The organism is Sphingobium sp. GW456-12-10-14-TSB1 (assembly GCF_059424385.1).
In genome coordinates this window covers 1,146,509-1,158,538 of sequence record NZ_JBWKZI010000002.1, presented here as the reverse complement: position 1 = coordinate 1,158,538, position 12,030 = coordinate 1,146,509, and the positions used below count along the sequence as shown (strand labels likewise).

Annotated in this window: 8 protein-coding genes; 7 read left to right on the top strand and 1 reads right to left on the bottom strand. The window is 63.0% G+C overall.

Annotation, left to right across the window (positions count from 1 at the left end):
* The coding region (locus AC07X9_RS22425; protein WP_495198000.1) for a zinc-binding dehydrogenase at positions 1–896 on the bottom strand (896 nt) is incomplete at its 3' end.
* 216 nt (positions 897–1,112) lie between these two features.
* Between AC07X9_RS22425 and AC07X9_RS22420 the strand changes: the two genes are divergently transcribed.
* From AC07X9_RS22420 to cofH, 7 genes are all read left to right on the top strand, one after another.
* Positions 1,113–3,794, top strand: a complete 2,682-nt coding sequence (locus tag AC07X9_RS22420) for a winged helix-turn-helix domain-containing protein (protein ID WP_026002033.1) — start codon at positions 1,113–1,115, stop codon at positions 3,792–3,794.
* A gap of 83 nt (positions 3,795–3,877) precedes the next feature.
* Positions 3,878–4,807 (top strand): 3,5-dioxohexanoate:acetyl-CoA acetone transferase, encoded by a 930-nt coding sequence (gene kce / locus AC07X9_RS22415; RefSeq protein ID WP_017180932.1) that lies wholly within the window; start codon positions 3,878–3,880, stop codon positions 4,805–4,807.
* Positions 4,807–5,901, top strand: coding sequence for a CaiB/BaiF CoA transferase family protein (locus AC07X9_RS22410; protein ID WP_017180933.1), 1,095 nt, complete (start codon positions 4,807–4,809; stop codon positions 5,899–5,901). Before kce ends, AC07X9_RS22410 begins: the two co-directional genes overlap by 1 nt.
* 49 nt (positions 5,902–5,950) lie before the next feature.
* On the top strand, positions 5,951–6,076 hold the full coding sequence (locus AC07X9_RS22405; RefSeq protein WP_017180934.1) for a hypothetical protein: 126 nt from the start codon (positions 5,951–5,953) through the stop codon (positions 6,074–6,076).
* A gap of 113 nt (positions 6,077–6,189) precedes the next feature.
* Entirely contained in the window at positions 6,190–8,571 is a 2,382-nt protein-coding gene (locus tag AC07X9_RS22400; protein ID WP_026002034.1) for a TonB-dependent receptor, read from the top strand.
* A gap of 101 nt (positions 8,572–8,672) precedes the next feature.
* Positions 8,673–9,680: an LLM class flavin-dependent oxidoreductase gene (locus AC07X9_RS22395; RefSeq protein WP_019052430.1), complete on the top strand. Its 1,008-nt coding sequence runs from the start codon at positions 8,673–8,675 to the stop codon at positions 9,678–9,680.
* Positions 9,677–12,016, top strand: coding sequence for a 5-amino-6-(D-ribitylamino)uracil--L-tyrosine 4-hydroxyphenyl transferase CofH (gene cofH / locus AC07X9_RS22390; RefSeq protein ID WP_017180937.1), 2,340 nt, complete (start codon positions 9,677–9,679; stop codon positions 12,014–12,016). The genes AC07X9_RS22395 and cofH overlap by 4 nt, the downstream gene beginning before the upstream one ends.
* Positions 12,017–12,030: the final 14 nt, after the last annotated feature.

Below are 12,030 nucleotides of genomic sequence, written 5' to 3'. Positions count from 1 at the left end.
GCATGTTGCTCGGCAAAAGCGAGCATTTCCTTGAAGTCCTGAGGATCGCCGACCTGGCTGCCGACGATGCTGGCGCTCTTGAGGAAGATGTCGGTGGCGTTGAACTTGATCTCATTGCCGGCGGTGGACCCGTAGATGACGATCCGCGCGCCCGGATTGATCGCGCGGACATAATTGGCGAAGCTCGGCGATGGCGCGCCGTCCAGCACCACGTCGATGCCGCCGGTGAGTTTGCCGACCTGCTTGCGCCAGTCGGGATCGGTGTACAGCAGGCCGCCCTTCGCCCCCATGGCCACGGCACGATCGATCACGTCCTGGTTTTCGCCGGTGACATAGACATTGGCGCCCTTGGCCACGGCGAAGGCCAGGCCGAATGTGGCCACGCCGCCGCCTACGCCGCTGATGAGCAGCGTCTCTCCCGCTTCCAGCCGTCCCTTGAACATCAGCGCGCGCCACGAGGTCAGCGCCGTCAGCGGCATGGCCCCGGCTTCCTCGAAACTCATGAAGGCCGGCTTGGGCGCCAGATTGTCGACCGGAACGCAGATATATTCGGCGATCGTCCCAGCGAAGGGCATACCGAGCAGGCCGAAATCGGCGGCCGGCGCGTGGCGGTTCGGCCCCCAGTTGCGTGCAGGATAGAGCACAACCTCATCGCCCTCGCGGACGCCGGTGACGCCTTCGCCGATCATGTCGACCACGCCCGCACCATCACAGCCCAGCGTGATCGGAACCGTCATCCCGGGATATTGCCCGTGGGTGATGAACAGTTCACGATGGTTTACGGATGCGGCCCGCACCGCGACACGCACCTCTCCCGGACCGGGCACTGGCGTGACGACTTCCGCCACCACGACGGATTCAGGGCCGTCGATCCGTTCGAGATAAAGGGCCTTCATGGTCAACCTTTCCTAATATCCTGCTCGGCGCCGCGGTCTGTATGGCAACACCGGCTGCATAACGACCTCAGCTTCCTGGGCGGAAAGCTGGACATTTTTCCATGTCATTGGGAACCTATCTGCCGATAGGAAAAAGGGATTGCGTTATAGATTTATCGCGCAGAATATATTTCGCATAACAAACGAATCGCGCCAAGGGCGTTAGGAGAGAAGAGCATGACCGTCGTGCCCACAGCTATCTTGCCACCGCGTTCGACTCATATGCCGATCCGGCGGGCCGCATTGGTAGCGCTGACGGAGAGAGTGGGGCAGTCGCGCATGACCGCAGTGTCTGCACCAGCTGGGAGCGGAAAAACGACCGCAATGCTGTTCTGGGCGGATGAACTCAGAGCGCAGGGGCGCCCCGTTTTGTGGCTCGCGGCCAGGGCAGGCATAAAAAATAAGCGGTCCTTTCTCCAGGCGCTCAAGGCCGCAGGTATTGCGGCCGGCATGCCGTGGGACGCACTGGACAGTGACGCCTCCGACGAAAGCTGGCTATCCGCCCTCGCGACGATGGGCAGTGCAAAGCCGGTCATCATCGTGGATGACGCGCAGTTTCTGGCCAAGCCCATTCTGGAATTTTTGGCGCAACTATCGTCGAGCGCGCGCGACGCATTGACCATCATCATCGCCGCGCGCGGTACTGTCGGCCTGTCGTTGGCGCGAATGCGTGCGCTCGGATTCCTGGTCGAAGTGGGCGTCGCCGATCTGTCCTTCACCTTGGCGGAAGCGACGGAACTGGTCACGCGGTCAATCGGGTCGCCGGTGGATTCGCGCGACCTTCAGGACATTGTGGGCGATACCCAGGGCTGGGTTTCCGGCATCGTTATTGCCTGCGATCTCTATCGCCGCACCAGCGACAGCGCGGTCAAGCTCCGGCTGACTGGTCTGCGTCCCGAATTTGCCGAATATTTCCATGATGAAGTGTTAAGTTTGCAGCCCGACGACGTCCGCCGCTTCCTCGTCGACACCTCGATCCTTGATGAATTGACGCCCTCCGCTTGCGCCGCGGTCACCGGCGACGAAAATGCGCGCGCGATGCTGGACCATGTCTTTCGTGAAGGCCTGTTTCTGAACGCGATTGATCAGGAACATAGCCGCTATGCCTATCACCGGCTGTTCCGCGAAATGGTGCTGGGCCGGCTGATCGATCGGGCGCCGGACCGCGCTGCCGTCATGCATCGACGGGCGAGCGAATATTTTGCCGAAGCCGGCCAGCTTGCCCTGGCGATCGAACATGCGCGGCTGAGCGGGGACAAGGCGTTTCTGGCCGACCAGTTGGATCGCTTGGCCGAGGGGCTGACCTATTCGGGCTATCTCTACCGCATCGACGAACTGGGCGCGGAACTGCCCTGGCCGATCCTCGCCGAACGGCCTAACCTGCTCCTGGCTCTGGCCTGGAGACGCATCCGCCAACTGGCCTTTTCATCGGCCGACAGGCTGATTTCCGCTGCGCGGCTGGCCTGTGAAGCGAAGCGCGAGGCGCAGTCCCTGCCCGCGCACGAAATCGAGCAACTGGACCTGTTGATCCGCCATCGTTTCGTCATGCTTGCGGCGGCGCGAGACGACATGGTCAGGGTCGAGGCTGATTCGGAGCCGCTGCTCGCCGAACTGGCCGATAGCCATGCCTATCTCAGCTGCACCTTGCTGGCGCAGCTCATGTCGGCGCGGCGCGAACTCTATCATTTTCAGGACATGCTCAAGCTGGAGGCGGAAACCAGCCGCGCTCTGTCGCGTCCCGGCTCGGCCTTCGCATCCATCGCCCTGAAGGCCTCGGTCGCGCCGACCATGATGGCGCAGGGCAAGATTCCCTTGGCGCAACGCTTTCTGGAAGAGGCCTTTGCGTTAGCTGTCGAAATCCATGGCGCAGGTTCCGGTCTGGCCGCGCTTCCTGCGTTGCCGTTGGCCGAACTGCTCTATGATGCAGGCGACCTGGAGCAGGCGGCGGAGCTGGCGGACCAATATCTGCCAGTGGTGCGGCAATGGGGATTTTCCGATCAGATGGCGTCGGGCTATCTGGTCAGCGCGCGCCTGCGGGCGGCAAGGGGCGATCTGTCCAGCGCACTTTCGACGCTTAACGATGCCCATCTCGTGGCGATCGAATGCGGGCTTGATCGTCTGCGCTCCTTCGTCGTGGCCGAAGAGGTGCGGCTTTTGATCAAGGCGGGGCAGATCGACGAGGCGGAGCAGCATTTCCTGGCGGGCGATCCGCAACTGGACGGCGAACCCATTCCCACCCTGCACCCGACGCGGCGCAATGAAAATATCGCGATCGCCTGGCTCAGGATCGAGATGCAGCGTCATCGGCTGGGCCGAGCGCGCAAGGTCGCCTATCGGTGGCTGGAATTCGTCAAGCGCGCGGGAGCGGTCCGATCCGCCGTAATCTTCGAATTGCTGCTGGCGGAAATCGCGGTGCTTCAGGGCAACCGCTCCGAGGCGCGCAGGGCCGTTCGCGCTGCCGTAGAGATGGCCGAACCGGCCGGCTGGGTGCGGGTCTTCGTCGATGAAGGAGAAGTGATCGCGTCTCTCATCATCGAAGCCTATTCGCAGGGGCCGGAACTGGAAACGCCGGCTGATCGCTTCGCCGTCCGCCTTGTGTCGATGTTGAGGCGGGGACCGCAGATCGAAGCGGATGAAGAAGAGGAGGATGATTTCGGCCTGACCGGGCGCCTCGCCAACCGGGAAGTGGACATTTTAACGATGGTGAGCGGAGGACTGCGCAACAGGGAAATCGGCGACCGTCTCGGCCTGACCGAAGGCACCGTCAAATGGTATATGCAGCAAATCTACGACAAGCTGGGCGTGCGCCGTCGGCCACAGGCGGTTCTGCGGGCGCGGCAGCTCGGCATCCTGCCCTGAAGCGCCCGCCGCTTCCTATCGAAGGATAGATTGCGCGGTTCGCGCAACCTGCGACCGGCGCAATCTGCGCGAAAGGAAATATCATGGCAAAACGCAAGGTCATCATCAGCTGCGCGATTACTGGCGCAATCCACACGCCCTCCATGTCGCCCTATCTGCCCGTGACGGCGGAGGAGATCGCGGGATCGGCGGTCGGCGCGGCGGAGGCGGGCGCGGCCATCATCCACCTGCATGCGCGCAATCCCGTCGATGGGCGGCCGGACCAGAATCCCGAGCTGTTCGAACCCTTCCTCAAGGTCATCAAGCAGCGCAGCGACGCCGTCTTGAACCTGACCACGGGCGGGCACCCCTCCATGACGGTGCAGGAACGGATCCGTCCCGCCCAGACTTTCGCCCCGGAAGTGGCCAGCCTCAATATGGGGACCATGGGCTTTGGTCTGTTCCCGATGCTGGATCGCTACAAGTCGTTCAAGCATGACTGGGAACCCGCCGCGCTCGAAGCATCGCGCGACCTGGTGTTCAAGAACACCTATGCCGACATCGAACATCTACTGACGACCTTGTCGCCGCTGGGCACGCGCTTCGAATTCGAATGCTATGACACCAGCCATCTCTATAACCTGAAATATTTTCTCGATCGCGGCCTCGTCAAGGCGCCGCTGTTCATCCAGACCTGCTTCGGCATATTGGGCGGCATCGGCAGCCACCCCGACGATATCATGCATATGAAGCGGACCGCCGACCGGCTGTTCGGCGACCAATATGAATGGTCCGTGCTGGGGGCCGGTGCGCGTCAGATGAGCATCGTCGCCATGGCGGCATCCATGGGTGGCAATGTCCGTATCGGTCTGGAGGATTCGCTGTGGGGCGGCCCGGGCCGGCTCGCCGAGACCAATGCAGAGCAGGTGAAGACTGCGCGGCAGATCGTCGAAGGCATGGGTCTTGAAATCGCCACGCCCGATGAGGCGCGCGCCATGCTGGACCTCAAGGGCGCAGACCGGACGAATATCTGATGACGGAAAAAAGCGGGCCGCTGGCCGGTATTCGCCTGCTGGAGATCGACGCGATCGGTCCCGTACCGCTCGCGGCGATGCTGCTCGCCGATATGGGCGCCGAGATCGTCCGCATCGCCCGGCCGCCATCGGCCGCGGCGGGGGACTGGGATGACGTCGGCGGCGACATCCTGCACCGCAGCCGGGTCGTGACCCATCTCGATCTCAAGCAGGACGCCGATCGCGAACAGTTGCTCGCGTTGATCGAGCGGGCGGACGGACTGATTGAGGGATACAGGCCCGGCGTCATGGAACGCCTCGGCGTCGGTCCCGATGTCTGCCTCGCGCGCAATCCGCGGTTCGTGTTCGGCCGAATGACAGGCTGGGGCCAGTCCGGGCCGCTTGCCCTGCGAGCGGGCCATGACATCAATTATCTGTCAATCACCGGCGCGCTCCACGCGATGGGAGAGCGACAGGGTACGCCGCCAGTGCCGCTCAATCTGGTAGGCGATTATGGCGGCGGCGCCATGTTCTTGATCTTTGGTCTGTTGAGCGCACTGCTGGCGGCGCAACGGACGGGCCGGGGGCAGGTCGTCGACGCCTGTATCACGGACGGCGTCGCGTCGTTGATGAGCCTATTCTACGCATGGCAGCCCAAGGGTTTGTGGGAAGATGCGCCCGGCTCCAATCTGCTGGACGGTGCGGCGCCCTTCTACCGCTGTTACGAATGCGCCGACGGTCGGCATGTCGCGGTGGGATGTCTGGAACCGAAATTCTTTGCCCAGATGGTGGACGGATTAGGTCTCTCCGACAGATGTTATGACCAGAATGATCGTGAAGGCTGGCCTGCGATGCAGGTTGAATTGGCCGCGGCATTTCTGACCAAGAGCCGGGATGAGTGGGCCGCTCTGTTTGCTGCGAGCGATGCTTGCGTGACGCCGGTTCTGTCGATGGAGGAAGCGCCCCGGCACGCGCATAATGAAGCGCGGGCGACTTTCGTACAGCGTCATGGAGTGGTCCAGCCATCGCCGGCGCCCCGCTTGTCCCTCGATGCGGGCGCCATTGGCGAGCCGTCCGTCGCGTCGGCGGCGGACCTGATCGCGGCTTGGTCTTAAGGCGCGGATCGCGCCAGGACAGCGGCATTCACCTTCGTAGAAAACTTGCTTGGATCAGGACGGGGCGTTCGTCAGGACGCTGGCTGTATCGAACGGCAAGACCGCAGCGCGGCAGCCTGTCGCGCCGCTGCGGCGCAAATGCCACATCGAGATCAATTATTTCTGGTCGATATGAATCCTGTCCAGCGATAGGTGGTAAATCGCGACTAAAGTCGATTTTGCCACAGGCGATCAGGCCTGCGTCGCACGCAGGTCACACGGAAAAACTGATTAACTGGGAGGATATTTATGCGATTGGCCGCACTGAAACTGGCATTGGTTGCGAGCGCCGCAGCGGTGGCATTTCCCTCATGGGCGCAGTTCGTCGCTTCGGCCGCGCCGCAGGCGGATAGTGCGAATGCCGGTGACATAGTTGTCACGGCTCGCCGCCGGGAAGAACGACTGCAGGACGTTTCGGTTTCCATTTCCGCCTTTTCATCAGAGGCGTTGGAACGCAGCACCGTCCAGACGGTAAGCGATGTTAAAACGATCGCCCCCGGCTTCACCTTCTCCTCCGAAGGGGGCAAGGACAATGTCGCGCTGACCCTGCGCGGCATTGGCCAGTTGCCCCTGGGCGAGGTGACTCCCGGCGTTGTCATCTATCTCAACGACACCCCTTTGCCCTCGGTCGGATCGAACGTCCCGACTTATGACATTGGCAGCATTCAGGTGCTAAAGGGGCCGCAGGGGACGCTGTTCGGCCGCAACACTTTGGGCGGCGCGGTCGTGATCGGCAGCCAGAAGCCGAGCTACGCCTTCGAAGGCTATGTCGAGGGCACCTATGGACGCTTCGATTATCGCGAACTGGAAGGCGCGGTGAATATTCCGATTATCGAGGATAAGGTCGCTTTCCGCGCTGCAGGCCAGATCCGCCGTCAGGATCCCCGGACGATCGCCTTTGACGGCGGCCCGGGATTCGATAATATCCATCAGGACGCCTACCGTCTCTCGCTGCTGGTCGAGCCGTTCGAGGGCCTCAAGAGCACCACCATCTATGAATATTTCAAAGGCGACGAACTCGCCGGCGGCCTCTATCTGCTGCGCGAGAATTTCCCCTTTGCCGCGCTGGGCCTGGGGGTTGTCGAGCCACAGGTGCAGGCCGCTTTGCAGGCACAGAAAGCCAATCGTCGCGGGTCGTTCGACGGCGGCATCAACGGCGGCGCGGCCTATCGCAAGACCACGTCGATCACCAATGACACGTCCTTCAGCTTCGGCGATCTGACGCTACGCAACATTTTTGGCTATCGAAAGAATTACAGCTATCAGTTGATCAACACCGGCGGGCTGCCGCAACTGCAAATCCCCACGGGTCTGCCGTCTCCCGCGCCCTCGGCCGTGCCGTTTACCCTTTTCACGGCGTCTTCCGTGCTGGATCGGCAATATCTGACAAATGAAACCCAGTTGCTGGGCGATTTTGGGTCGTTCAACTTCATCGTCGGCGCCTTTTATAATAATGATAAGCCTCACGGCCCCAGTGGATCGCAGTTCACGGCATTTTCGTTGGGCGGAGTTCCGGCGCCTGCGGTGTCAGCCCATGTCCGCAACAAGAACTGGGCGGTCTACGGTCAGATCGGTTATGAATTCACCGACAAGCTGAAGCTCAATCTCGGCGCGCGCTACAGCTGGGACAAAGTGTCGGCTTGCGGCGGCACCATCGGCACGGCCTATGTCGACGAATCCACCTGCCTCAGCACGGCAGCCCTGGGTCTGGCCGACGGCGTCGGCACCGTATCCAACAAGGGCGAGGAGCCGAGCTGGACCATCGGCCTTGATTATAAGGCGACCCCGGACTGGCTGCTCTATATCGTGTCGCGACGGGGCTATCGGGGCGTCAATGTGAACACGCCGCTCTTCGAAACGCCCTTTACCACAGGCGGCACGAACCCGGCCTGCGTGGCGACCGGGGGCGTCTGCGCAGACCTTCGTCCCTTCCAGAAGACGGGGGAGGAAACAATCACGGACGTCGAGATCGGCTCCAAATATGACTATCATGTCGGGTCCGCGCGCGGGCGTCTCAATCTGGCCGCCTATTACAGCAAATATAAGAATGCGCTTCAGTTCCTGAACACGCAGACGACCGTCCCGAACGGCACGCCGGATTCGCCGACCAACGGCTCCCTGGCCGCCAACGTCGCCGATCTGCGGATCTGGGGCGTCGAACTGGAGGCGTCCATCAGCCCCGTGCGCAGCCTCACCGTCGGTTTCAATGCCGCCTATACCAATGTGAAGGTGGAAAGCCTGACCATTCCTGCGGGACTGCCATCGACCATCGTGCTGGGCGAGGGCCAGATCAACAAATATTCGCCCAGTTTCTCCGGCACGGCCAGCGTGAGCTGGACCCTGCCGGTCCGCCCGGCTGACGGCGATGTGGTGGTCAACGCCGACCTGTTCATGACCGACGATTTTGGCGGCCAGAATGGCGAAAAGCTGCCGGGTTACCAACTGGCCAACGCGCGTCTGGATTGGCGCGGGATAGGCGGCACGGGCCTTGATCTGGGCATTTATGTGAAGAACCTCTTCAACGAGAAATATTTCTCGGCTTCCAGCGTTCTTCTGCCGTCCTTCCCCACCAGTTCGGTCTATGCCGGCGATCCGCGGACGTGGGGCGTCACGGCCAAATATACGTTCTGACGCACCCGTGAGAGGGGAGGGGTGAGCGACCTGCCCGCCTCCCCCCCTCTACAAGGACAGGTTTGCAGCGGGACGGCAGGGCGTAGGTAGTTCTGGAGAGGATGACCATGAAGCTCGGCATATGCAGCATGTGGGGGGATCGGCTGGACGGATTTCGCGAAGAGGTCCGTCTTGCCGCCGATCTTGGCTTTGAGCTTATCAGCGTGGGCGATTCGCCGGCGGGTTGGCACGAACTTTACGTGTCGCTGACCCTCGCCGCGCTTGACGCGCCGAAAGCGACTTTGACGCCACTGGTCACCTCGCCTTTCATGCGACATCCGCTGGTGACGGCCTCCGCCCTCAGCACCATCGACGATCTCTCCGGCGGGCGCGTGGCGCTGGGCCTGGCGACGGGCGGGAGCACGGTCATGGCGATCGGCCGCCCGCCCGCCACGCAGCGGGAAATCCGCGCCGAGCTGGCGGTTCTGCGGGACCTGTTCGCCGGACGGCCAACGCAGATGAACGGCGCGCAGATCACACCGCTCCGTTTCGCGCGCCCGATTCCGATCTATTATTCCGCTTTCGGTCCCAAGGCGCTGGCGCTGGCGGGTGAGCAGGCCGACGGCGTCATATTGTTCGCGGGCGAACGCCATCTCGATGCACTGAAGGACCGGATCGACGCCGTCCGGGCCGCGGCGCAGGCGGCGGGCCGCGATCCCCTGTCGATTGATATCTGGGTCGTGTCCTACGCCTCGATCCGTCCCACCCGGGCCGAGGCCGTTGACGATCTCAAGGCGTTCATCGTCGTCAATGGCATGGCCTTCCGCACGCCCGAAACCTTGGCGCTTGTCCCGACGCAGTTTCGCGGCAAGATCGACGCCTTGCACGCGCGCTATGATCCGACCGAGCATGTGGTCGTGGGCGGCAGGAATGTGGCCCTGATGGAGGAATTGGGCTTGACCGAGTTTCTGGCGGACTTCGATACGCTGGCGGGACCGGTCGATGCGGCCGTGGACATGCTGCGGCGCCTGGAGGCGATGGGAGTCTCCACCTTCATCGCGGCCTTGCCTGGGCACGCCGCGCCGCTAGAAACCATTCGCGGGCTTGCCCAAGCGCGGAGTATGATGTGACACTGGATCTACTGCATCTCAGCGAAGACGAAGCAGCGGGCATCGCGACGGTGCTGCGATCCCGGTCGCTCGGCGACATGATGGAGGCGGCGGAGGCGATGACGGTGGCGGCACATGGCCGTCGCGTGACCTATTCGCGCAAGGTCTTCATTCCCCTGACCAAATTGTGCCGCGACGTGTGCCACTATTGCACTTTCGCCACCACCCCGGCCCGCGCAGGCGAAGCCTATCTTGGCAGGGAAGAGGTTCTGGCCATCGCCCGCGCCGGCGCGGCGGCCGGTTGCCGGGAAGCCCTCTTCACGCTCGGCGATCGGCCTGAGGCCCGCTATGCCGCCGCGCGAGAGGCTCTCAGCGGGCTTGGGCATGACTCGACCCTGTCCTATCTGGCCGAAATGGCAGAACTGGTGTTCCGCGAGACGGGCTTGCTGCCGCATCTCAATCCCGGTCTGATGAACGGCGAGGATTATGCGCGGTTGCGGCCTCATGCCGCCTCCATGGGCATCATGCTGGAAAGCAGCTCTGATCGCCTGTGCGCGCGCGGCGGCCCGCATTTCGGATCGCCCGACAAGACGCCCGCCCTGCGCCTGGCCGCCATTGAGGAGGCCGGACGGGCGCGCGTGCCGTTCACGACGGGCCTGCTGATCGGCATCGGCGAAACCCGCGACGAACAGGTGGAGGCGCTGGTCGCCATTCGCGATCTGCATCGCCGCTACGGGCATATTCAGGAAGTCATCATCCAGAATTTCCGGGCAAAGCCGGGGACGCGCATGGCGGATCATGCCGAACCGTCGCTCGACGATCATCTCTGGGCCATCGCCGCCGCCCGGATCATCTTGGGGCCGCAGATGACGATCCAGGCGCCACCCAATCTCCACGACCGGGTCGATCTGGCGCCGCTGATCCGGGCCGGCGTCAATGACTGGGGCGGGGTGTCGCCCGTGACGCCCGATCATGTGAATCCGGAGGCGCCCTGGCCGCATCTGGAGATATTGGAGGACGCCACCAAAGCCGCAGGCCGCATATTGATGCAGCGGCTCGCGATCGGCCCGCGTCATGCGCTTGCTGCGCGGGATTGGGCTGCGCCAGCCATCGCCGCCCAGATCCTGCGCGCCATCGACGGCCGGGGCTTGCCCAAGGTGGATGAATGGTCCGCGGGACATGGCGATCCAGCACCCGACACCATGGTGTTGGAGCCGGTTCTCGCCTCCCGATCGATCCTGTCCATCCTTGACGCTGCGGAGGAGGGTGAACGGCTGAGCGAAGCGGACATCGTAACCCTGTTCGATGCCGACCAGGATGATTTCGCCGCCATCGTCGACCGGGCCGACCGGTTGCGACGACAGGCCGTGGGCGACACGCTGACCTATGCGGTCAACCGCAACATCAACTATACCAACATCTGCCTCTATAAATGCGGCTTCTGCGCCTTTTCCAAGGGGAGCACTAAGGCCATGCGCGGCCCGGCCTACAGGCTCGACATGGAAGAGGTCGGACGCCGCGCGGCCGAAGCCTGGGATCGCGGTGCGACCGAAGTCTGCCTGCAGGGCGGGATCCATCCCGATTATGACGGGCATACCTATCTCAATGTCCTCAAGACGGTGCGCGAGGCCGCGCCGGATATCCATATCCATGCCTTTTCGCCGCTCGAAGTGACGCATGGCGCCCGCACGCTCGGCCTGCCGCTGGAGGATTATCTGGCGCGGCTGAAGGAAGCGGGGCTGTCCACGCTGCCCGGGACGGCGGCGGAGATACTGGACCCTGAGGTTCGCGATATCATCTGCCCGGACAAGGTGACCGCGGACGAATGGATCGAGGTGATGCGCGTGGCCCACGGGGTGGGCCTGCGCAGCACGGCCACGATCATGTTCGGCCATGTCGAGGAATATAAGCATTGGGCGCGCCATCTGCTGCGCATTCGCGGATTGCAGGAGGAGACGGGCGGCTTCACCGAATTCGTCCCGCTGCCCTTCGTCCATATGGAATCACCGATATGGCGCAAAGGGCTGGCGCGATCAGGCCCCAGCTATCGAGAAGCGGTGTTGATGCACGCCGTGGCGCGCATCGCGTTGCATCCGGTGATCCCCAATATCCAGGTGTCCTGGGTGAAGATGGGGCCGGAGGGAGCCGCGGCAATTCTGAAGGCAGGCGCCAATGACATGGGCGGTACGCTGATGGATGAATCGATCACCAGGGCTGCCGGCGGCGTCAACGGGCAGGAATTTGGCCCCAGGGAGATGCATGCCCTGGCGGCATCCGTCGGTCGACCTGTGCGCCAACGCACCACGCTTTACGAGCCGGCGCGCCCGCGTCGCGTCGTCTTGGTTGAACCATCGTGAACGATCTGCAACAT

What these genes read in the sequence shown, in the direction of transcription:
- kce (WP_017180932.1), top strand. Translation starts at nt 3,878, where the DNA reads ATGGCAAAACGCAAGGTCATCATCAGCTGCGCGATTACTGGCGCAATC.
- AC07X9_RS22410 (WP_017180933.1), top strand. Translation starts at nt 4,807, where the DNA reads ATGACGGAAAAAAGCGGGCCGCTGGCCGGTATTCGCCTGCTGGAGATC.
- AC07X9_RS22400 (WP_026002034.1), top strand. Translation starts at nt 6,190, where the DNA reads ATGCGATTGGCCGCACTGAAACTGGCATTGGTTGCGAGCGCCGCAGCG.
- AC07X9_RS22395 (WP_019052430.1), top strand. Translation starts at nt 8,673, where the DNA reads ATGACCATGAAGCTCGGCATATGCAGCATGTGGGGGGATCGGCTGGAC.
- AC07X9_RS22420 (WP_026002033.1), top strand. Translation starts at nt 1,113, where the DNA reads ATGACCGTCGTGCCCACAGCTATCTTGCCACCGCGTTCGACTCATATG.